This window comes from Acinetobacter sp. CY05, from assembly GCF_059515805.1.
In genome coordinates, this window is record NZ_JCAKMW010000007.1 from 34,182 (window position 1) to 55,874 (window position 21,693).

18 protein-coding genes, 1 pseudogene and 1 riboswitch are annotated in these 21,693 nt (G+C 41.6%); of the genes and pseudogenes, 9 read left to right on the forward strand and 10 right to left on the reverse strand.

Features of this window, described 5'->3' with window-relative positions; translation table 11 throughout:
* The first annotated feature begins 72 nt into the window (after window positions 1-72).
* The 3 genes from AC5YCD_RS07695 (at window position 73) to AC5YCD_RS07705 (ending at window position 3,391) form a co-directional block, all read left to right on the forward strand.
* Window positions 73-1,584, forward strand: a complete 1,512-nt coding sequence (locus AC5YCD_RS07695) for an amino acid ABC transporter permease/ATP-binding protein (RefSeq protein WP_496129480.1) — start codon at window positions 73-75, stop codon at window positions 1,582-1,584.
* Between the two features lie 95 nt (window positions 1,585-1,679).
* Window positions 1,680-2,510, forward strand: a complete 831-nt coding sequence (locus AC5YCD_RS07700; protein WP_496129481.1) for an ABC transporter substrate-binding protein — start codon at window positions 1,680-1,682, stop codon at window positions 2,508-2,510.
* Window positions 2,511-2,524: 14 nt separating this feature from the next.
* Entirely contained in the window at window positions 2,525-3,391 is an 867-nt protein-coding gene (locus AC5YCD_RS07705; protein WP_496129482.1) for a phytanoyl-CoA dioxygenase family protein, read from the forward strand.
* 44 nt (window positions 3,392-3,435) lie between these two features.
* Here AC5YCD_RS07705 and AC5YCD_RS07710 read toward each other — a convergent pair whose 3' ends face one another.
* Complete coding sequence (locus AC5YCD_RS07710) at window positions 3,436-4,161, reverse strand: class II aldolase/adducin family protein (RefSeq protein ID WP_496129483.1); 726 nt, start codon at window positions 4,159-4,161, stop codon at window positions 3,436-3,438.
* A 155-nt stretch (window positions 4,162-4,316) separates the two neighbouring features.
* Here AC5YCD_RS07710 and AC5YCD_RS07715 point away from each other — a divergent pair, with 155 nt between their 5' ends.
* Window positions 4,317-5,141 carry an ABC transporter substrate-binding protein gene (locus AC5YCD_RS07715; protein WP_496129484.1) on the forward strand — a complete coding sequence of 275 codons (825 nt, stop codon included), beginning with the start codon at window positions 4,317-4,319 and terminating at the stop codon, window positions 5,139-5,141.
* 65 nt (window positions 5,142-5,206) lie between these two features.
* Window positions 5,207-6,337, forward strand: a complete 1,131-nt coding sequence (locus AC5YCD_RS07720; RefSeq protein WP_496129485.1) for a hypothetical protein — start codon at window positions 5,207-5,209, stop codon at window positions 6,335-6,337.
* A 40-nt stretch (window positions 6,338-6,377) separates the two neighbouring features.
* Here the strand turns inward: AC5YCD_RS07720 and AC5YCD_RS07725 are convergent, their stop codons facing one another.
* From AC5YCD_RS07725 to AC5YCD_RS07740, 4 genes are all read right to left on the reverse strand, one after another.
* Window positions 6,378-7,370, reverse strand: a complete 993-nt coding sequence (locus tag AC5YCD_RS07725; protein ID WP_496129486.1) for a TauD/TfdA family dioxygenase — start codon at window positions 7,368-7,370, stop codon at window positions 6,378-6,380.
* Window positions 7,371-7,427: 57 nt separating this feature from the next.
* Window positions 7,428-8,699 (reverse strand): flavin-containing monooxygenase, encoded by a 1,272-nt coding sequence (locus tag AC5YCD_RS07730; RefSeq protein ID WP_496129487.1) that lies wholly within the window; start codon window positions 8,697-8,699, stop codon window positions 7,428-7,430.
* A gap of 177 nt (window positions 8,700-8,876) precedes the next feature.
* Window positions 8,877-9,671, reverse strand: coding sequence for a phytanoyl-CoA dioxygenase family protein (locus AC5YCD_RS07735; protein ID WP_496129488.1), 795 nt, complete (start codon window positions 9,669-9,671; stop codon window positions 8,877-8,879).
* A 291-nt stretch (window positions 9,672-9,962) separates the two neighbouring features.
* Complete coding sequence (locus AC5YCD_RS07740) at window positions 9,963-10,859, reverse strand: LysR family transcriptional regulator (RefSeq protein ID WP_496129489.1); 897 nt, start codon at window positions 10,857-10,859, stop codon at window positions 9,963-9,965.
* Between the two features lie 241 nt (window positions 10,860-11,100).
* On the opposite strand from AC5YCD_RS07740, the gene AC5YCD_RS07745 reads away from it, so the two are divergent.
* Both AC5YCD_RS07745 and AC5YCD_RS07750 read left to right on the forward strand, forming a co-directional pair.
* The gene (locus AC5YCD_RS07745; protein ID WP_496129490.1) at window positions 11,101-12,522 is read left to right on the forward strand and encodes a GntP family permease; all 1,422 of its coding nucleotides are present in this window, start codon (window positions 11,101-11,103) and stop codon (window positions 12,520-12,522) included.
* A 15-nt stretch (window positions 12,523-12,537) separates the two neighbouring features.
* The gene (locus AC5YCD_RS07750) at window positions 12,538-13,323 is read left to right on the forward strand and encodes a 3-hydroxybutyrate dehydrogenase (protein ID WP_496129491.1); all 786 of its coding nucleotides are present in this window, start codon (window positions 12,538-12,540) and stop codon (window positions 13,321-13,323) included.
* Window positions 13,324-13,376: 53 nt separating this feature from the next.
* On the opposite strand, the gene AC5YCD_RS07755 is transcribed toward AC5YCD_RS07750, so the two are convergent.
* From AC5YCD_RS07755 to AC5YCD_RS07770, 4 genes and pseudogenes are all read right to left on the reverse strand, one after another.
* Window positions 13,377-15,536 carry a malate synthase G gene (locus AC5YCD_RS07755; RefSeq protein ID WP_496129492.1) on the reverse strand — a complete coding sequence of 720 codons (2,160 nt, stop codon included), beginning with the start codon at window positions 15,534-15,536 and terminating at the stop codon, window positions 13,377-13,379.
* Window positions 15,537-15,617: 81 nt separating this feature from the next.
* Complete coding sequence (locus AC5YCD_RS07760; protein WP_496129493.1) at window positions 15,618-15,740, reverse strand: hypothetical protein; 123 nt, start codon at window positions 15,738-15,740, stop codon at window positions 15,618-15,620.
* A gap of 24 nt (window positions 15,741-15,764) precedes the next feature.
* Window positions 15,765-16,991 carry a D-amino acid dehydrogenase gene (locus AC5YCD_RS07765; RefSeq protein WP_496129494.1) on the reverse strand — a complete coding sequence of 409 codons (1,227 nt, stop codon included), beginning with the start codon at window positions 16,989-16,991 and terminating at the stop codon, window positions 15,765-15,767.
* A 105-nt stretch (window positions 16,992-17,096) separates the two neighbouring features.
* Window positions 17,097-17,183, reverse strand: a riboswitch (glycine riboswitch).
* A 269-nt stretch (window positions 17,184-17,452) separates the two neighbouring features.
* Window positions 17,453-17,676, reverse strand: a pseudogene (locus AC5YCD_RS07770) (amino acid transporter); the annotation flags it as partial.
* 306 nt (window positions 17,677-17,982) lie between these two features.
* On the opposite strand from AC5YCD_RS07770, the gene AC5YCD_RS07775 reads away from it, so the two are divergent.
* Window positions 17,983-19,047, forward strand: coding sequence for a zinc-dependent alcohol dehydrogenase family protein (locus tag AC5YCD_RS07775; RefSeq protein ID WP_496129495.1), 1,065 nt, complete (start codon window positions 17,983-17,985; stop codon window positions 19,045-19,047).
* 392 nt (window positions 19,048-19,439) lie between these two features.
* Complete coding sequence (gene zigA, locus AC5YCD_RS07780; RefSeq protein ID WP_496129496.1) at window positions 19,440-20,645, forward strand: zinc metallochaperone GTPase ZigA; 1,206 nt, start codon at window positions 19,440-19,442, stop codon at window positions 20,643-20,645.
* Window positions 20,646-20,696: 51 nt separating this feature from the next.
* Here zigA and AC5YCD_RS07785 read toward each other — a convergent pair whose 3' ends face one another.
* Window positions 20,697-21,392 (reverse strand): DUF1826 domain-containing protein, encoded by a 696-nt coding sequence (locus AC5YCD_RS07785; protein ID WP_496129497.1) that lies wholly within the window; start codon window positions 21,390-21,392, stop codon window positions 20,697-20,699.
* Between the last annotated feature and the right edge of the window lie 301 nt (window positions 21,393-21,693).

The following is a 21,693-nucleotide window of genomic DNA, read 5'->3' on the forward strand; positions in this document are numbered from 1 at the left end:
TTCCAAATTACTTCCCGCTTAAATTTCCGCTATAACAGAATCAATCAAACATTGAATAGGCGGGGGATTGGAATGGATTTTAACTGGGCATATACCTTAAGTTTATTCTCACATCAAAGTTTTTGGAGTGCCACTTGGACCGTCATTCAGCTGAGTGTCTTAGTGTGGCTGCTAGGTATTGTGCTAGGTTTCATTTTAGTTTTTGCCAAACAATCACGTTATAAACCTTTAGCTTGGTCGAGTGACTTATATATTTGGTTTTTCCGCAGTTTGCCGCTGCTGGTGCTCTTGGTCTTTGTGTATAACTTACCGCAAATTTTCCCGGCATCGAGCGTTGTACTGGCATCACCATTTTTAGCAGGTCTGATTGCCATGACCTTAAGTGAAGCTGCCTATATTGCTGAAATTCATCGGGGTGGGTTAACGGCCATCCATAAAGGCCAAATCGAAGCAGGTAAAGCCTTAGGACTTAAATACGCAGGTATTCAACGCCTGATTGTCATTCCTCAAGCCTTTCGTGTGGCATTACCAGCGCTGGGTAACGAATATGTATCCATCGTAAAACTCACGTCTTTGGTCTCAGTCATCTCTTTAACTGAAATTTTGTTGGTAGGTCAGCGTCTTTACACCCAAAACTTTTTAGTGATGGAAACCATGTTGGCGGTTGCATTTTATTATGTCTTAATTGTGACTGTGTTTGGCTGGTTAATTCAGTATTTTGAACGCAAAATTGATATTAGCCAACGCAAACCTGGCATGCTCAGCGAACAAGATCCACTGAATCAGCTTCCGCTGGCCTCTATCCGTGCTCGTCAAGACGTACAACATGTAAAGCAAGGTGATTATGCTTTAGAAGCGTTAAACATTCATAAATCTTATGGGCAGCATGAAGTACTAAAAGGGATTAACCTGCAAGTCAAATGGGGGGAGGTGATCTCCATTATCGGTCCATCTGGTTCAGGAAAAACCACCTTGATTCGTACACTCAATGGTCTGGAATCACTCAATCAAGGCACAGTAAATTTACTGGGCCAACCCTTTTTAAAAGATCAGCACTTAACTGAAAATTCACCTGAATACAAAAAAAATATTGTCCATGTTGGAATGGTATTTCAAAGCTTTAATTTATTCCCACATAAAACCATTTTACAAAATGTCATGCTGGCGCCGATGTATCACCATATGGGAACTGTTTTAGACAACAAAATGACCGCTTTAGCCATGCTTGACAAAGTCGGTATGAAGCAACATGCCCATAAATACCCACATCAACTTTCTGGTGGCCAACAACAGCGTGTCGCAATTGCTCGTGCGTTGGCGATGCAACCCTCTATCATTTTGTTTGATGAGCCCACATCTGCACTCGATCCAGAATTGGTCAATGAAGTCCTGAAAGTGATTGAAGCATTAGCGGCTGAAGGCTTAACCATGATTATTGTGACCCATGAAATGCGCTTTGCTTTTCAAGTATCTGATCGGGTGATGTTTATGGAAGGTGGACATGTGGTGTTAAACGATAGTCCAGATGTATTGATGCGTACCCAACATGAACGCTTTCAACGCTTTATTGCCCAAGATCAATAGTTTTTATAAACAGGCGCTTAGAAAAATACGAATCGGATTTAAGTCTTCAAACACTTATATTAAAAACATCATAAAAACTCTAGCGAGTAAGAACAATGAACTATAAATCTCTAATGATCACAACTTTATGTAGTAGCTTTTTCCTCACTGCATGTGGCCAATCGAAGCAACCAGCGGCAGACTCAAACCATAAAGTGCTTGCGGTCGGTTCAGATCTCACCTTTCCACCTTATGAATTTTTAAAAGATGGCACACCAAGTGGCGTAAGCGTGGAAATTATGGAAAAAATTGCAACCGTACAAGGGTCAAAAACCAATTGGGTCGATACGCGCTGGGCCAATCTTATTCCAGGCCTAAAAGGCGAAAAATTCGATATTTTATTTTCTTCGATGTACATCACCCAAGAGCGTTTACAGCAAATTGACATGATTCCGTATTACAAAACCGATATCTCTTTATTGGTGCGTCAGGATTCACCCCTTAACCCACAAGGGCCCAATGATTTATGTGGCAAAACAGTGGGTGCCATGAAAGGCACCGCCTTCTCAAGCCAAGTATATGAAATCTCTAAACAACGCTGTGAAGCAAAAGGGTTGGCTGCGATTACCGTGCGTGAATTTGAGACTTCACCACAAACTACACAAGCCCTGCTTGCTCATGCCGTAGATATTCAATACGACGATGCAGCGGTGATGAAGGCGGCTGAACAAAACCTACAAGGCAAAGTCAAAGTGACCTCGACCGAAGCATTCTTCCCCACAGTCGGTGGCATTGGTATTCGTAAAGGGGATAAAGCCACCTACGCCTTGGTTGAAGAGGGAATTGCCAAGCTCAAAGCCTCAGGTGAGTTTGAGAAAATTTTGGCCAGCTATGGCTTAAAAGCACCCACAGATGCTGATATTGCTGCTGTGATGAATCCTCAGTAATAAGGAATAGGAATATGCTACATCCACAACAGATTGAACAATTCCATCGCGATGGATATTTAGTGGTTGAAGATGTCTTAACTGAACAAGAGCTGAAAGGCCTTCGTGACCAGTTAGAAATATGGATTGAAGAAAGTCGTGAGTTTGAGGCCGCCTATGGTGAAACGATAGATCAGCGGGCACGCTTTGATGTCGACCCTGTGGATCATCGTCGCGATCATCCTGCCTTAAGACGCGTCAGCTCACCGACCGAAATTTCTGATGCCTATTATCAAATTGCGATGCAATCGGCGATGACCAAAATGGCGGGACAGCTCATTGGGGGCAGCGGTACGCGTTTTCATCATAGTAAAGTCAATGCCAAACTTCCGCATACCGCAACCACTGTAAAATGGCATCAAGATTTCCCTTTTACCCCACACACCAATGATGACATGATTACTGCATTGCTGATGGTCGGGGAAGTCACGGCAGAGAATGGTCCCTTACAGGTGATTTCAGGTAGCCACCGCGGAGAATTATATAGCCACTGGCAAGATGGTCGATTTACGGGCAAAGTTGCTGACGAAATTGAAGGTACTTGCCAAAACTATGTTTCATGCACAGGAAAAGCAGGCGCCGTATGTTTTATGCATACACGATTATTGCATGCCTCGGGTGCCAATCGAACCGAATTGCCACGCTATTTGTTTATTAGCGTTTATGCAGCAGAAGATGCGGTACCTCTATCAGATAATCCATTGCCTAGCCTACATCAAGGTCAGTTGGTGTATGGCCAAGAAAGTGGACAGGTTAGAATGAGCCCAAATCAGCTCCAAATGCCACAAAAGCCTAAAGGCGCCTCATTCTTTGTCCAGCAGGCTGGCCTAGAAATGGCCTAATCAAAAAAGAGAGCCTAAGAGCTCTCTTTTTTTAGGCTGCGTATTTAATCCAATACGCTCGGATCTTCTGCAATCATGATGGCTTTCATTTCATTAAAATGTGCCAAGCTAAAATCTTCAATCCCTTGCCAATCTCGCGCGGTTTTTTCTGCCACGTCATCACTCAAAATATTCAAAGCTTGGCCTGTGGCGTAGGCATTTACCACAATTTGACAGGCTCGCTCAAAGGTATACATATCATCAAAGGCAATGCCAATCTCATGTGAGGCAATTAATACCCCATGATTGCCCATCATTAAGCGTTGATGTTGCCCTAAACACATGGCTAAACGTTGCCCTTCAGCGATGTGGTCTGCCATACCAGCGTAAGCCAAGTCATATGCCACACGGTTAAAATAGCGTGCACTATTTTGCTCAAGTGGAATTAACACCGGTGATTGCAAACAAGACAGCGTTGTCGCATAAATAGGGTGCAAATGCATAATCACTTTCAGCTCAGGACGGAGTTTGTGAATCTGGCCATGAATGGCCCAAGCCGTGGCATCAATTTTACTGTGATCAAAGCTTTGCTCATCATTCGCATCTAATAATATTAAATCACTGGCTTTAAGTTTAGAAAAATGTTTCCACTTGGGATTTAGTAAAAAGTGTCGACCGTCGTCGGATACCGCAGCACTAAAATGATTGGCCACTGCCTCATGTAGACCTAGTTTTGCCACTAAACGTAGTGCTACAGCCAAATCAACTCGGATCTCTGCCTCTGTCTTCATTGCTTTTCTCATTTAGGATTTTCTTTAGTCTAAGCAGTTCAGTCGTAATCTTTGCATCGTATTTTTTGGAGTATTGGCTAAGAAATTCAAAATTACTTTTGCGCAACAACTCGCGTATAAATGATTTAAAACCTTAAAAATAAGCGAGTTAAACAATGTTTAAAGTTATTCCTTTGATTGGGGCACTAGGTTTAAGTTTCATCACGGCGTGTAGCCAACAAACACCGCCAGAACAGACACCAAACACCCAAGTTTATAACATTGGCAGTGACATGACTTTTCCGCCATTTGAATACATAGAAAATGATCAACCTGTAGGTTTTGATATTGATGTCGCTAGACAAATTTTTGCCCATTCCAATGCCGATGTAAATTTTATTGATAGCCGTTTTTCTAATCTCATTACTGGCTTAGAAGCCAAAAAATTTGATTTGGTGATGTCAGCGTTATACATCACCAAAGAACGTCTCAATAAAGTGGATATGGTGCCGTATTACATGACCACAGAAGCGCTCGTTGCTCTAAAAAACTCAAATTACCAACCTAAAACCCGCGATGATTTATGCGGTAAAACCATTTCTTCGCAAAAAGGCTCAATGTTCCCTGAACAACTCAGAACCATGTCACAAGATTCTTGTGTCGCAAAGGGCAAAGCGCCAATTACCATCCGTGAGTTTGACACCTCACCTGAAGCTGTACAGGCGTTATTGGCCAAAGCCGTCGATGCCCATTACGACGATGCCAGTGTGGCAAAAAGTACCGTCGATAAACTCAAAGACCGTGTCGTGATCAGTTCAACTGAAGATTTCTTCCCCGTACTCGGTGGCATTGCTATTCCTAAAGGCGATCAGGCGATGTTAGCAAAGGTTCAAGATGGCTTAAATGCAATGAAGCAATCCGGCGAATATGACAAGCTCTTAGCCAAATATCATCTGCAGGCACCCTCTGAAGAAGAAATTGCCCAATATATGCCGCAATAATACTCACACCATATAAGACCATAACTATGCAAAGATTCTTTAAAGCATCCCTGTGTTGCGTTTTAATGAGCTGCTTCAGCCTGCCTAGCTTGGCAGGACCACTCAAGATTGGCGATGCAAACTCCGCACAGGGAGAACTCTCTGTTTCCGGATTTTTACGGGCAAAATATCAAGATAAAAGTTGGACCGATAACGATCATCAACTGAGTTTTGACACTGCACGCATTAACCTTGCGTATCAATCACCCACATGGTTTGGCTATGCGGAATATCGCTGTTATCAATTTGATAAGCTTTGTGATTTTTCAACCTTAGTCGATGGTTACATCGGCTACAAGCTCAATGATCAGCATGTGGTTCAAGCAGGGTTACAAGCTGTCCCTTTTGGTCCTGGGCGTTTTTGGGAAAGTAACTATTATGGCGGCATTATTACCCAAATTGGTCTAGAAGATGTACATAATGTAGGTCTTAAATATCAGGCCACCTTTGATCAGGGCTCAAATTTAGAACTGGGTTATTTTAGTGGTGATGGTGGCGCATATAGTGGCCCTTACGCTGATGATGCAAGTCGCTATACCACGAATTTTGTTAAACCAGAAGATCCCAATATAAGCCATTTAGATGAGAAAAATATGTGGATTGCCCGATTTACCCAGACCTTACCAGGGCTTCCGCCAAGTATGACCAGCTCCCTTGGTGCATCCTATTGGTACTCAGAGATAGACAATAAAAGTTTTAATCGAGAAGGCGAGCGCAAAGCTTGGGCACTCTTTGGTCATCTTGCTTACCAAGATTGGACCTTTGCTTTAACGGTGGGCCAAAATGATGTGAATAATCAAGATCCGCGTCATTCAAAAGCCTCATTAATGGGTTCATTTGATGATAACTTTATGGTGGCCAATAAGGGGACGTTTTATACTGCCGATGTCAGCTATAGCTTTAAAGACGTTGGCCCATTGACCAAGGTGAGCCCGTATGCCATGTATAGTCTGTATGATAAATCAGAAAGCGGTTACCGAGATTCATCACGTCATTTAATTGGTGTGGCAACATACTATAAAGATATAAGCTTGGTGGCTGAATATATTATAGGCAAAAATGACTTCCTCATTGGCGGGCCGAGCGATGCGTATGCAGAAGGGAGTGACACTCAAAGCCATGAGCTACTCAACTTACAATTGTATTATCATTTTTAGTTCAAAAAAGGGGCGATAAGCCCCTTTTTTATCGCTTTATTTAAGCCACTTGACCCAGCCCTTTTGGAATGCCATTTCGACCAGGAAAATCTTCAGCGAGACGCCGTGCATTGGGCATTTTTAACCAGACTCTTAACAATTTACGACGTTGATGAATATCATCAAAATCTTCGAAGGCTGAACGTGAGTGCATCACAGCATAATTATTACAAAATTGTAGATCGCCCGGCTCTAACATCATATCTAATTTAAGCTCAGGCAGTTGACTGACCTGATCAAAAATATCTAAGGCATCGCGTTGCACGCGAGACAGCGGGATATTTTTCCGTTGATGCCCCAGTTCAATATAGTAACGTAAGTAACGACAAGATAGTTTCCCATCAAAATAGCTAAAAATTGGGGTTAATGAGGGTTCAAGCTCACCTAAGTGGTCATACCATGCCGGATGGTAATAATAAGCGAGGTATTGAGGATAATGCTTTAAAATATAGTTATAGACACTCGCAGAACTGACTAAACTGCTTAAGCCACCCTGTTTGGCTTTACGCACAGAAAGTAAGCCAACCACATCGCTTAAGTCGGCATGATAGGGCAGATTGGCATTGGTTTCGTAGACACGGGTCATTTTATTGTTCAAATCTCCGACGTTTTCTACATAACCAATTAAGTCACCACGGGCATTTTGAGTGACAGGTTCACCTAAGTATAGGCTCAAAATATAGTAGACGTTGGCCAACTCTGCTTCAGTATAATGCTGCGCATCTAGTCCTCGAATCACGATAAAACCATAACCGTTTTCAAGTTCTTCACGAATGTTGTCGATTCGATCTAAGAACATGGCATCATCAATGAGCACATCTGATCGATTAAAGTGAGGGGCATGTAAATTTTTATGGTGTATTTGCATAAGGGCTGAATCAAGTACCATTAACTCATGCCCAGTGAAATGATAAATCCAGTCGTACTGTGTCGCAAGCACCTGACCGAGCCAAGCGGCTTTGGTGGTCATCGGGTTGGTTAGCATGGTATTCATAGTGACTCCAAATTAAAAAAAATCAGCCCAGAGCAAGATGGGCTGAAACATGGAACATTACGCACATTTAGAGGTGTCTTCAGAGATTTTGTATTGATGATATTTATTTTGAATATCAATATGTTCTGCAATGTGTTTTGCATCGTGCCATACCCCCCAGATAAAGCTTGAACCGCGTCCTGTTAAATACGGTAAGCCTAGGAAATACACACCACGCTCAGACGATATGCCACGGGTATGTTGTGGTTGTTGGTTTTCATCAAAGGCATTGACTTGTAACCAGCTAAAGTCATAACGAAAACCTGATGCCCAAATCACACTTGTAATCCCTGCAGCCTTAAGATCTAAACTGAGTAGTGGATTAGTGACACAATCAGGATCAGGTAATTGCTGACGTGCGTTCGGCTCCTCTGGCAGGTCCAGCCCATTTTTGCTGACATAAGCATCGGCTTGATCATAAAATGCTATCAGAGCAGCATCGCCGTGTTTTAAGTTGTCAGCTAAATCAGATTTAAAGTACACATTATGCTGATCAAAACGGTCCGTCATCCCCAATAAGGTAATACCTTGCTGAGCCAAGTGACGAAAATCAATATTGATCCCGCCATGTGCACCACTGACAGCCAAACCTTTTAAGGGGCCAGTGTCTTTACGCATAAAATCCCAACCGCCCAATACGCCAAGCCACCACACATTATCACGATTACGGTAGCTACGTGGAGGACGCTCATGCTGTCCCACGGAGAGATATACTTTTTTACCTGAGCGATTGATTTCATCGGCAATTTGTACACCAGATGAGCCCGAGCCAATCACCAGTACTGCACCTTCAGGCAGTTGTTGCGGATTTTTATATTGGTCAGAATGAATTTGGTAAAAATCGGGCAGAGCAGGAGCAATACTTGGAATCACTGCTGTCTGAAAAGCCCCTGTGGCTGACACAACATGCTGAGCAAAAAGCGTACCTTCGGAGCTTTCTATGGTAAAACCTAACGCTCCTTCAGATTTATAGACTTGATAAACGGTAACACCTGTATAAATCGGCAGTTGAAATTTTTCCGCATATTGTTGAAAATAATCAGCCACCTGATCATGATGGACAAAACTATCTGGATCCGCATCAAAGGCTAAATTGGGGAAGCAGTCATGCCAACAAGGGCCATTGGCGACCAGTGAATCCCAGCGCCGTGTACGCCATGCTTCAGCAATACGGTGCTTTTCAAGTACAACATGACCAATACCTAAGCGTGTCAGATGCTCACTCATGGCTACACCAGCTTGACCTGCACCGACGACCACGGTATCTACCTTGATTTGATCTAATTTCATACGTCTTTCCCGTGTCTGTTGCCATAACACTGTTATTGATTTGGATAAATTGACTATAGAACGTACACACACAATGCGAAAATCATATAAGCAGAAGTGTTAGATCAAAAAAACTGAAGTGACCCAAAAGAAAAAGATCAATACTGAGCTATTGATCTTTCTCATTTACTTTTTCTTTTATTCAGACATAATCGGAAATTCATCTTCGGGTAATGCATCACCTGTGCGAAGCACCCCGATTAAATGCGGATATTGAGGCGATGTTTTTCCGCCCCGATCTACATAAACTGCATGATCACCTAGCCAACGAAAAGATACCGCACGGCGCGCATGCGTATTAGACAAATTACCCGGTGCACCATGTACAGTCAGATAATCAAAAGCAATTGCATCACCAGGCTCCAAAGCCCAACCCACAATATCATAGGCATCACGTTGTGCGTCAATATCAGGTAAAATCACCTCTTTCGCTGCACCATGATCATAATATTCACCATTAAAACTCTGCGGACGAAAGTGTTGCCCCCATTGATGAGATCCCGCAATAAACTCAATGGCCGACTCTCGTTCTACGGGATCAAGTGGAATCCAAAGACTTAATGTTTGTTGTGCATCTACTGGATAATAAGGTGCATCATGATGCCAAGGCGTAGCTTTATTCGAGCCAGCAGCTTTAACCAGAACATGTTCATGAAAAATTCTGACGTGTTTGGCCCCCATGATGGTTTTGGCAATATAGGCCGCAGGACTTTGCTCAATAAAATCTTTAAAGGGTTGAATTCTCTGCCAATTACAATAGTCTGCCCAAAATTGTCCTTGTGTTTTTTCAGGGGAATAATCTTTAAACCATGGTCCAGGTTGCTGTTCATTTTGTTGAACCCCTTGTTCAAGTAATGCTAACCAATCCTTAAATAAGCCTCGAATCACCACAACGCCATCACGTTGAAATGCTATTTTTTCTTGCTCTAACATATTGATTCTCCATTTAAGTACCTTCTTAAAGTAATCCGAATTGCTAAGGCAAGAAATTTAGCTTTTTAAAAGCTAAGCTTTGATTTTTTGGAATGACCTAGTTAAATATTCAACAGCACATAGACATCATGGCATATCAGAGAGGGTTATCTGGATCACAAGTGTGATCTGTGTATATAAAAGGGGTTATTTTATTTTTATATGCTGAGGTACGGAATAACCCATGAATAGCGTCATTCCGAAAATAATTTTTATCCAAAAATTTTAACAAACCGAATAAAAATCATAATCTTAATAAATTTTTTTAGAAAAATCTTGAGCAAGAAGTGTCTCTACAAAATGAGCAGAAATATGAGACAAATCTTGGGATGTTTTATAGATAATTCCTACAGGGAATAATGGACCATGATCTGCGATTTCAATTAAACAATTATGTTCTAGGTCTATAAAGTTTTGAAAATGTCGAGGAATAGCACTGACTCCTAAACCATAAGACGTAAAATGAGACAGAGAGTTAATGTGGTGGCATTCAACTTTCACATTTAATTTAATTTCATGCACTTGGCATTGATTTTCAATAATTTGGCGTACGATAGAAGGGTGTTGCAAAGTAACAAAAGGCTCTTTGCATAAGTCTTGCCAGGCAACCGATGAGCACTGACTTAAAGGATGCTTTTTGGGTACAACAGCAATAAAACCTTCGTCAAATAATGGATGAAAGGTCAACTGATGATATGCCTCAGGCCGAAAACAGATACCAATTTCAAAAATACCTTCTTGTACCTTTTCTATAATTTTTTCATGCGTAATATCATGAATGGAAAAATTAATATTGGGATGTAATTTCGAAAATCGATCAATTACCGCAGGCAACATAGAGTGAGTCACAAAGCTCATAGATGCAACGTTTAAGGTACCACGATTAAGTTTAAATCGTTGTTTAACATCCTTTTCCATCTCTTCCCAATGCGCCAATAATTTCTTAGCATAAGGAATTAAAGACTGACCTTCCGCAGTCATTTCTACACGGCGCGTTGTACGTTTAAATAACTTCCCACCTAACTCGTCTTCTAAAGTCTTAATACTTAAACTTAATGCCGATTGGCTAAGACATAGTTCATTCGCTGCATTAGCATAATTTAAAGTACGTGCCAAAACTAAAAAAGCTTTTAATTGTTTAAAGGTCATACGCTCTCTTTTAGCATTTTATTTATGCTCAACATCCACTTCTACTCATCAACTACCACTTGAGTATTCATGAGTTTTCCTGCTTAGCCAAGCACTATTTTCAAATAATCTCTTGATCAATCTGACTTATAGTAAGCCCAACTGCTGCATGATCTTGCATTATTCACCAGGCTGTAAATGGAACTTTACCGCTCGAGATCAGCAGTTTTCAGGATGAATAAGATAAGGACAACATACAGTTATGTGGGATTTAGGCATTATTTTACTTTCGTTAGGGCTGTTAATGTATACCGCCTATCGTGGATTTTCCGTAATTTTAATGGCACCTATTTGTGCCTTATTAGCGGTATTGCTGATTAATCCAGCCAACGTCTTACCATTTTATTCAGGGGTATTTATGCCCAAGATGGTGGGGTTTATCAAAGATTACTTTTTAGTCTTTTTACTCGGTGCAATTTTTGGCAAAGTGGTTGAGATGTCAGGCATTGCAGCTTCGATTGCAAAAACAATCGTCAATTTAATTGGTTCTAAGAATGCCATGCTGACTGTGGTACTTTTAGGTGCAATTTTAACCTATAGCGGTGTCAGTTTATTTGTAGTGGTTTTTGCAGTTTATCCTTTTGCTAATCAACTATTTAAACAAGCCAATATTCCAAAACGTTTATTGCCTGGTACGATTGCTTTAGGTGCATTTACCTTTACTATGGATGCCTTACCTGGTACTCCACAAATCCAAAATGTAATTCCAACGACGTTCTTTGGCACAAATATTTATGCTGCTCCGATACTTGGGATTTTAGGTGCTATTTTTGTACTGGGTATGGGACTCAGTTATTTAGAATGGCGTCGCCGTGTAGCCGCTAAAAAAGGACAAGGATATAGCGATGGTCTTGGCTTAAATGATACAGAATTACAGCAGTTAAATACGATAAGTTCTAAAGAAAATGGAACCGTCTTACGCCAATGCTTAGCTTTTGTTCCTCTTATTTTAGTGGCTGTAATGAATAAATATCTCTCTGGAGCAATTCAAGATTGGTATCCAAATGGCTTTGATTTTAGTGCTTTAGGTCTAATGAACTATAGTGTCGATGTTGCCAAAAGTGCTGCTATTTGGGCAGTAGGCTTAGCTTTAATCGTTGGGATCATCAGTGCAGTATTATTTGATTTCCGCCGTGTATATGACACCTTTAAGGAAGGCGTAAATACCAGTATCTCAGGTGCGCTATTAGCAGTAATGAATACGGCTTCTGAATATGGCTTCGGAGCAATTATTGCAGCTTTACCTGGATTTATTATTATCAGTCAGGCCTTAGGTAATACCTTTACAAATCCACTCGTGAATGGAGCTGTGACTACGACTGTATTAGCAGGTGTTACAGGCTCTGCATCTGGGGGGATGAGTATTGCTTTAAGCGCTATGGCAGATCAATATAATACGGCTATTACGGCTATGGGCATTCCCCCTGAAGTAATGCATCGTATCGTGGCGATGGCATCTGGAGGGATGGACACTTTACCGCATAATGGTGCTGTGATTACTTTACTTGCAGTCACAGGACTCACACATAAGCAATCTTATAAAGATATTTTTGCGATTACTATCATTAAAACACTGGCTGTATTTGTCGCGATTGCTGCATTTACATGGTTTGGTATTATTTAAATAAAGAGAATGAGTATGGAACACTTATTACAAGACAAAGTTGCATTTATTAGCGGTTCTGCTAGTGGTATTGGTTTAGAAATTGCGCAGAAATTTGCGCAAGCCGGTGCCAAAGTCGTGATTTCCGATTTAAATCAAGAAAAATGCCAACAGGCAACCCAAATCCTACAACAACAAGGCTTTGATGTCTTATCTGCACCTTGCGATGTCAGCAATGAGACCGACTATCAAGCTGCGATTCAACTCACTGAGCGTCATTTCGGCCGTCTGGACATTTTAATTAATAATGCCGGCTTTCAGCATGTGGCTGCGATTGAAGACTTCCCTACAGAAACCTTTCAAAAACTTATCAATGTGATGTTAGTGGGTTCATTTATTGGGATTAAACATGCCTTACCCATCATGAAACGTCAAAAATTTGGCCGTATTATTAATATGGCTTCGATCAATGGACTGATTGGCTTTGCGGGAAAAGCTGGCTATAACAGCGCGAAACATGGCGTCATTGGACTGACCAAAGTGGCCGCACTCGAATGTGCACGCGAGGGCATTACGGTCAATGCTTTATGCCCAGGCTATGTAGATACGCCATTGGTACGTGGACAAATTACGGATTTAGCCAAAACGCGCCAAGTGAGTGAAAGCAGTGCTTTAGAAGATGTCATTTTGGCCATGGTGCCACAAAAACGCTTACTTAGTGTGGCAGAGATTGCCGACTATGCCATTTTTTTGGCTAGCGATAAAGCAGGTGGGATCACCGGTCAAGCAGTAGTCATGGATGGTGGCTATACAGCACAGTAAAAAACCACAAATAAAAAAGCCTCAACGAATTGAGGCTTTTTTATGACTGAACCTTACGCGTGTTTTTTCACTTTTAAACGTGCTTCATGCAAAAGCGGTTCGGTGTAACCAGAAGGTTGCAATTGACCTTTGAAAATTAGATCCGACGCTGCCTGAAATGCGATGCTGTGTTCAAAATCATCTGACATCGCACGATACTCAGGATCATCGGCATTTTGTTGATCAACAATTTTCGCCATCCGTTGTAAAGCTGCTGCAACTTCGGCTTGTGTAACCACGCCGTGACAGAGCCAATTGGCAAGATGCTGTGATGAAATACGTAAAGTGGCACGATCTTCCATCAAACCAACATCATCAATATCAGGTACTTTCGAGCATCCAACACCTAAATCCACCCAACGCACCACATAACCTAGAATCCCTTGGCAGTTGTTTTCAATTTCACGGCGTTTTTCTTCAGCACTCCAATTATAATCTAGGGCCAGTGCAGGGCTAAGTAAGTCATCTAAGCTAAGAATAGGCTCATGTTTGAGTTGTTGCTGGCGTTGGCTTACATTCACTTGATGATAATGTAGCGCATGCAACACAGCACCTGTTGGTGAGGGCACCCAAGCACAACTTGCACCAGCGTGTGGATGTTCAGCTTTAGAGTCATACATAGCTTTAAGCAAATCGGTTTTGGCCCACATGCCTTTACCAATTTGGGCTTTACCTTGTAGACCTACTTGTAAGCCAATCATGACATTGCGATTTTCATAGGCATCAAACCATGCTTGGTTTTTAATTTGTGCTTTAGGTAAAAATGCACCTGCATGCATGAGAGTATGAATTTCATCCCCAGTACGGTCCATAAAACCAGTATTGATAAAAATCACGCGATCTTTGGCTTCAGCAATACAATTTTTTAAGTTAACCGAGGTACGACGCTCTTCATCCATAATACCAATTTTCAGTGTTTTTGCAGGAAGATTGAGTGCTTGTTCAACCCGACCAAACAACGCCACCGTAAAGGCCACTTCTTCTGGGCCGTGCATTTTGGGCTTCACAATATACATCGAACCCGTACGCGAGTTGGTGAAAGGGTTTTCACCACGTAGGTCCGTTAAACTGAGTAAAGGTGTAATCAATGCATCCATAATGCCTTCAAAGATTTCCTCACCATTAATTAAAATCGCGGGATTGGTCATCAGGTGTCCAACATTACGTAGCAGCATCAATGAACGTCCTTTTAATACGTGCTGAGTGCCGGATAAATCTTGATAGCTATGATCTTGATTGAGCTGGCGTGTAATGGTTTTACCATTTTTTTCCAGTGTCTCTTGTAAAGTACCGCGCATGAGACCCAACCAGTTACGGTAAGCTTCAACTTTATCCTCAGCATCTACCGCAGACACAGAATCTTCTAAATCCTGAATGGTAGTGACAGCTGCTTCAACTAAAATATCTTTAATACCAGCTAGGTCTTGCTGACCAATAGGATGTTGGTCATCAAATTGAACGATGATATGTAAGCCATTATTCTTGAAAATAATTTCAGATGGTGCATTTGAGTCACCGTTTAATCCTACACATTGACTTGGATCTTTTAAGCCTGTGGTTGTGCCATCTTGTAAGGTTATCGATAGGGCGCCATTTTGGATTGACCATTGTGTAGCTTGATGATAACTCGCATTTTGTAGTGGGAAGGTCTGATCTAAGAAATCTTTGGCAAAAGCAATGACCTTTTCACCACGTAGCGGATTATAGCGTGCAGTTTTTTCACAGCCATCCGTTTCTGCAATCATGTCTGTGCCATAGAGTGCATCATAAAGTGACCCCCAACGTGCATTGGCGGCATTTAAGCTATAACGCGCGTTACGTACAGGAACAACCAGCTGTGGACCGGCAAGCGTAGCGATCTCTTCATCTACATTGGTGGTCGTGACTTGGAAGTCCTCAACCTCTGGCAGTAAATAGCCAATGTCTGTTAAGAAAGCTTTATAAGCATTTAATTCGAAAGTATTGTTGCGATGCCATGTATCAATTTGACTTTGTAGCGCATCGCGTTTGGCCAACAGATCTTTATTCTTTTGGGTAAATTCCAGGGCAATTGTTTCAAAATTTTGCCAATAGGTTTGACTGTCAATCCCAGTGCCGATTAAAGCTTCGTTTTCAATAAAGTCGTAAAGTTCTTTGGCAATCGCTAAGTGACCGTGTTCAGTAAATAATTTCATGTTGTCTATCCTATTTTTTATACACACGACGATCTAAATCGCTGCGCCGTGAGTGATATACTTTTGTGCAGTAGGCAGGTCTTAGATGGATTGCATACTTAAAGCAACCAGTACCGTGATCAGTTGTAAGACACAGACGAGGGCAAATAACTGCCAACCGCGTTTTTTATTTTTTTGCCGTAATTCAGAGACAAAATTTGACATGATTTTAGCCTCCGTAGATACGGATTAAGCAGCAGCCAATACAGTTTGAATTTCATGGCGTATCAAAACTGCTGTGGCAGCAGATAGGGTAAACCCCAAATGGCCATGCCCTGTATTATAAAAGACCCGTGATTGGCAACTGCGTTGTACACGTGGCATCATGTCCGGCATCATTGGACGTAAGCCCGCCCATGAGATCACATTATCTGTGGCAATATCGAAGTTCTTATTGACCCAATCGACCAAAGGCTGAATACGGTCATGGCGGATATCCTTGTTATAGCCATTAAACTCTGCCGTCCCAGCAACACGGAAGCGATCTTTGCCCAAACGTGAAGTGACAATTTTTGCACTTTCATCTAATAGACTCACCCAAGGCGCATTGTTAACACTCTGTTCATCTTGTAAATTGACCGTAATTGAGTAGCCTTTGACTGGATAAATATGAATTTTGTCGCCCAGTTGTTCGCCTAAATGGTAACTATTGACACCACCACAAATCACTACACCATCAAATGTCTGTTGCTGTTGGGCATCTTGTTGGCTGTAGAGAATATCAACCCGATCAAGATGCGGGCTAATATTTAACACATTGGCTCCTAAACAGAACTTCACCCCATATTTTTCACATGCTGCGGCTAGGCCGCGGGTAAATTTATGAATATCACCCGTCGCATCATCTGGTGTATAAAAACCAGCGTAATATTGACCGGTTAAGGTGGGCTCAATGGCCTTAATTTCATCAGGTGTGACTGCATGGCGCTCTAAGCCACCTTTTTGCAGCAACTGATTGACTTTTTTAGCCACCTCAAATTCATATTGATTATGATAAAAATGCAAAATCCCTTTTTTTTCTAAATTAAAATCAAAGCCTTCTTCATCAGCAATGCGAAACATATGCTGACGCGCCTCTAAGGCAAGGCGTACTGTGGCAATGGTATTGTTTTCATAATGTTTAATGTTATTTAAAAATGACACTAACCATGTGTATTTATGCAGATTAAAAGAAGGATTGAGCAGCAATGGCGCGTCTTTTTGCGACATCCACTTTAAGCCTTTAGCGATGGTGGATTTCTGATTCCACACCTCTGCATTACAGGCAGACAATTGACCGCCGTTGGCAAAGGAAGTTTCCATTGCGGGGTAGAGGTTTTTTTCAAAAACAGTGACATCAAAGCCTTGCTTGACAAGTTCATATGCAGTGGTCACACCCGTGATCCCTGCACCAATAATAGCAATATGATGGGTCATATCGTCCTCACTAATTTAGGTGATATCCCATCTGTCCTTGGACCTGAGAGTTTCGGGATTGCCCCTTCCTCCTTCGGTGTGCTGATGCACTCTCCAGATTTTTTATTATGCGTTACAGTCCTTTTGCCTGAGAGTTTCCGGGATGTTGCACCTTCGGCGAATCATTGAAGATTTCTCTCCTGTAACGATTTTTTTATTATGCAATTACGATGCCATCCTTGATTTTAAGTTCCAGAATAAAATAATCGTAATTGAAGCAATGTGCAGCCGTTATTCCTTGTGTGACCGCACTGAAAACAACAGTAGCAAAAATTAATTGCACCATAATGATACATCGTGTTGTTCATCTGTTAAAAAAGGTGAATCATTGATTCACCTCGTTGCATAGATCAAAACACTAGACTGACTTATGTCGAGCTTTAGCTTGAGCAGGTCGGTAAAAGCCAAAATAACCAATGCTTTGGCATTTTAAATTTAGATGCTTGATGCAAGTGAGGTTGCGTTTTGTAATAGCGTAAATAACAACACATAATCAATGCCCAAATACTAATAAATAAAATCACGCATAAAGCACTGGCAAGCGTAAATAGCTCCATAGTATTGGGCACAAATATTGTAAAGCTGCTTTTGATAACTGTCCAAATCGAGCAGGTGCTAAACGATATTGTGATAAACCAAAAAGCATGAATGGTCAGTGATGGCGATATCACACCCAGCTTTGATGGCCTTACAATACATAAAAGCATTTTATTAGCAGCAGGGCATAGCACATCTCATCTCACTATTCCTTCGGTGAGTCAAATTAGTTTGATTGCTCTCTTATCATCATGGTTTATGATGCATAAGCATATGCCAAGAAGATAAATAACTAGGATGAGCTGCTTGTTGTTATCGTTTTCTACACTACAGTCAAATCTTCAAGCACTCATCTGCTGCTACAATAATGTCAAATCCTTGTCAGCTTACAATAGCTTTCATTCAAGATCAGGCGATGTCTAGCCATCAGCGTTATGACAAGAAAAATATTACCCATCAAGAGATAAGTTTTATGCAAGCGATTATTGTTCAACATCCTGCAGGTTTTGATCAGCTACAAGCCGTTGCACTACCTGAAATTTCTGCACCAAACAATGGCGAAATTCAAGTGAGAATTCATGCCAATTCATTAAATTTCCATGATTTGGTGGTTGCACGTGGCGACTTCCCGACTGAAGATGGACGTATTTTAATGTCTGACGGTGCAGGGGTGGTTACAGCCGTTGGTGCGGACGTGACTGAATTTGCAGTGGGGGATCATGTGGTGTCCTGTTTCTTTCCGACTTGGCAAAGCGGCCCTGCCACTTTGTCCGATTTTAAAACTGTACCCGGTGATGGGATAGATGGTTATGCACGTAACATGGTCAATGCACCTGCAACTGCATTTACGCATGCCCCTAAAAATTATAGCCATGAAGAGGCAGCCACCTTAACCACCGCAGGCTTAACGGCTTGGCGCGCGTTGGTTGTGGATGGTCAACTTCAAGCGGGTGATACAGTATTGATCTTAGGTACAGGTGGTGTGTCAATTTTTGCCTTACAAATGGCAAAATCTTTAGGGGCTAAAGTCATTGCAACTACGTCGTCTGAAGAAAAAGCTGAAAAATTACGTGCGCTTGGCGCAGATCATGTGATTAATTATCGTGAAATTCCAAATTGGGGCGATCAAGTTTTAGCACTCACCCAAGGCCAAGGCGCTGATATTGTAGTTGAAGTAGGTGGGCCTGGCACTTTAGCGCAATCTATTCGTGCCTGTAAAATTGGCGGTCATATTGCTTTAATTGGCATTTTAACAGGCTATGCGGGTGAGATTCCAACGGTTGAATTAATGGCGAAACAACTGAGCTTAAAAGGTTTAATTGTCGGCAGCCGTACCCATCAACAAGACATGATTCAGGCGCTAGAAAGCTTTGAATGGAAACCTGTCATCGACTGTGTATTTAATCTTGAAGATTTGGCGAAAGCCTTCCGTTACCAAGAATCTGGTCAGCATTTTGGCAAAATCTGTATTCGCCACTAATACCTCTATGATCTATCTCTTCGTAGAGATAGATCATTTTTCAGTGAGTATATGAAAGGACAAAATAAAATCATTGATTCAACCATGATCTATATTGATTCTTTTAGTAGCTTCCAGATGTTGTCAAAGAAACATACATGGTAGACATCAGCCGTGTTATTCCCCAATTTCTTTTAGCCCCAAGCAAGAAGATCGTGATGTTCATGCTGTGATTTAAGTTTTGCAAGACAGTAAGCCTATAACATGCCATACAGACTGAATCAGTGTTTCATACGACGATTGTCTTGAAAACTTGGATAATTTGTCTATAAATCAAACAAAGTACGCTTTTATTTTGATATGTTATAACATAACATTATTAAACTTTTTTGGGTTAAGAGATCTGAACCAATATGCCTCATCATCCACTGCCTGTGACTGTGTTATCTGGCTTTTTAGGTGCCGGTAAAACCACCTTACTCAATCACATTTTAAACAACAGAGAAGGGCGTAAAATCGCAGTGATTGTCAATGATCTGTCGGAGGTCAATATTGATGCCGCTTTGGTGCGTCAAGGGGGAGCTAGCCTTTCCCGGACTGATGAGACATTGGTTGAGATGAGCAACGGTTGCATTTGTTGCACCTTACGCGAAGATTTGCTGGTGGAAATTAAACGCTTGGCACAAGAACAGCGTTTTGATCAATTGGTGATTGAGTCTACAGGAATTTCAGAACCCTTACCGGTGGCAGAAACCTTTAGCTTTGCCGATGAAGATGGACACAGCTTAAGTGACTTTGCCCGTTTAGACACGATGGTGACCGTAATTGATGCCTTTAACTTCCTTAAAGACTATCGGTCTTATGACAGTTTATCTACACGTGGAGAATCTTTGGGTGAAGAGGATGATCGCAATGTTGTAGATTTATTGATTGATCAAATTGAATTTTGTAATATCATGATTTTAAATAAGATTGATTTGATTGATGATAACCAGCGTCAAGAACTTTTCGCAATCTTAAACGCTTTAAATCCAGCAGCAAAAATTGAAGTTTCCAGTTTTGGGCAAGTGCCTTTAGCGCGTATTTTAGATACTCAACTGTTTGATTTTGATCAAGCCGCGCAAGCACCGGGTTGGCTGAGCACATTACGTGGTGAACAGTTGCCCGAGACACAAGAATATGGCATTCATAGTTTTGTATACCGCGCACGTCGACCTTTTCATCCAGAACGTTTTTATCAATTGATTCAAGAAGACTGGCCAGGCGTGATTCGTTCCAAAGGTTTCTTTTGGTTAGCCGCGTGTCCTGAATTTGCAGGCAGCTGGTCACAAGCTGGCTCAATTGCCAGACATAGTGTTGCAGGCTATTGGTGGACTGCGTTAGCCTCCGACCAATGGCCTGAGGACGAACTAAGTCTTAAAGCCATTCAACAAGACTGGCATCCAGAAACAGGCGATGCACGACAAGAAATTGTCATAATTGGCATACGAATGAATCAAGCACAGCTCGTCGCCAAATTAGATCAGTGTCTCCTCAGTAATGAAGAGATGGCCTTAGGGCAAGATGCATGGAAAACGTGGCCTAATCCTTTTGGAGATTGGTCTGAGTTGGTGGTCTAATCCATCATAGATGAGATTAAAAAACCGCAGTAGCGCGGTTTTTTATCGACCTTAACAAATCAAAAGCAACCGATAACGACCGTCTTCTATAGGAGCACGGTGTACACAAGGTAAAACTTGCTGCTGTGGATGATCTACAGCAAGACGCCAGAGATGACCTACACCTAAGTTGACGGGCTGTGCATGTGCTTGAGGTTGATAATGTAAATCAAAAAAATACTCCGTTAAAAACGCATCGAAACCTGCCGCCGGGCCATCATAAAGTGCGCTTAGTTGTTCACGGATTTCTGGAATTAAGATTTTTTGTTGCACTTGATCAGTGGGCAATAGCTCACTCGCAGCTCCAAAATAGGTACATAAAAAGGTATCGGTTGCCACGGGTGAACGATCAACATGGTAGGAATATACATCCGTCGCAATAAAATCAAATTCATCATCACGCGCATAGCATCGAATTAAATTCAGACTCGGCTGTGCACCGTACCGACTCAGCAATTGCATGTCCTCAATAATCACATCACGCGCGATCGCACCTTGTGATGTCAGCTCAAGTTCTTGTAAATCTTCAATGTAAACTTCGGTTATATCATCATCTAAGGCGAGCTTATTAACAATTTCTTGAAAATCGCCGTGTAATTGTCTTGACCAACACAGGGCGTTAGTTTGCCCTTGAAATGGGGTCTGAGTCAGCTCAGAAAATGTAGAAACAAGCTGAATATTGGGAGAATTGCAAATAGAAGATGACATAATAGGGATGAATAGGTACTCGTAAGACATTATATACTTAAGCTGATGTTGCTCAATCATATGATGTTTAAAATTGGACTTAGACCGTGGCTCATTTTGCAATGACTGAAATAAAGATGATCAGTCGCCATATGAGCATGAGGTTGGTCATCAATTGCTGCTTCTATAACTTTAAAAACTTATGACCAGCGCTCTCATAATGTTGGCTAAGTGAGCTCGAAAATTTCAAATACACAATAAATCAAAGAGACCTACTTTAAAGCAAAATACTTGCAAAACTCACCACTAATTTGTACCAAAA

Bases quoted from the DNA above. Each gene is read 5' to 3' on its own strand.
- zigA (WP_496129496.1), top strand. From the start codon at position 19,440: ATGCCTCATCATCCACTGCCTGTGACTGTGTTATCTGGCTTTTTAGGT.
- AC5YCD_RS07725 (WP_496129486.1), bottom strand. From the start codon at position 7,370: ATGAATACCATGCTAACCAACCCGATGACCACCAAAGCCGCTTGGCTC.
- AC5YCD_RS07730 (WP_496129487.1), bottom strand. From the start codon at position 8,699: ATGAAATTAGATCAAATCAAGGTAGATACCGTGGTCGTCGGTGCAGGT.
- AC5YCD_RS07765 (WP_496129494.1), bottom strand. From the start codon at position 16,991: ATGACCCATCATATTGCTATTATTGGTGCAGGGATCACGGGTGTGACC.
- AC5YCD_RS07720 (WP_496129485.1), top strand. From the start codon at position 5,207: ATGAGCTGCTTCAGCCTGCCTAGCTTGGCAGGACCACTCAAGATTGGC.
- AC5YCD_RS07740 (WP_496129489.1), bottom strand. From the start codon at position 10,859: ATGACCTTTAAACAATTAAAAGCTTTTTTAGTTTTGGCACGTACTTTA.
- AC5YCD_RS07760 (WP_496129493.1), bottom strand. From the start codon at position 15,740: ATGTCAAATTTTGTCTCTGAATTACGGCAAAAAAATAAAAAACGCGGT.
- AC5YCD_RS07775 (WP_496129495.1), top strand. From the start codon at position 17,983: ATGTCTAGCCATCAGCGTTATGACAAGAAAAATATTACCCATCAAGAG.
- AC5YCD_RS07785 (WP_496129497.1), bottom strand. From the start codon at position 21,392: ATGTCATCTTCTATTTGCAATTCTCCCAATATTCAGCTTGTTTCTACA.
- AC5YCD_RS07745 (WP_496129490.1), top strand. From the start codon at position 11,101: ATGTGGGATTTAGGCATTATTTTACTTTCGTTAGGGCTGTTAATGTAT.
- AC5YCD_RS07735 (WP_496129488.1), bottom strand. From the start codon at position 9,671: ATGTTAGAGCAAGAAAAAATAGCATTTCAACGTGATGGCGTTGTGGTG.
- AC5YCD_RS07755 (WP_496129492.1), bottom strand. From the start codon at position 15,536: ATGAAATTATTTACTGAACACGGTCACTTAGCGATTGCCAAAGAACTT.
- AC5YCD_RS07705 (WP_496129482.1), top strand. From the start codon at position 2,525: ATGCTACATCCACAACAGATTGAACAATTCCATCGCGATGGATATTTA.
- AC5YCD_RS07750 (WP_496129491.1), top strand. From the start codon at position 12,538: ATGGAACACTTATTACAAGACAAAGTTGCATTTATTAGCGGTTCTGCT.
- AC5YCD_RS07695 (WP_496129480.1), top strand. From the start codon at position 73: ATGGATTTTAACTGGGCATATACCTTAAGTTTATTCTCACATCAAAGT.
- AC5YCD_RS07710 (WP_496129483.1), bottom strand. From the start codon at position 4,161: ATGAAGACAGAGGCAGAGATCCGAGTTGATTTGGCTGTAGCACTACGT.
- AC5YCD_RS07700 (WP_496129481.1), top strand. From the start codon at position 1,680: ATGAACTATAAATCTCTAATGATCACAACTTTATGTAGTAGCTTTTTC.
- AC5YCD_RS07715 (WP_496129484.1), top strand. From the start codon at position 4,317: ATGTTTAAAGTTATTCCTTTGATTGGGGCACTAGGTTTAAGTTTCATC.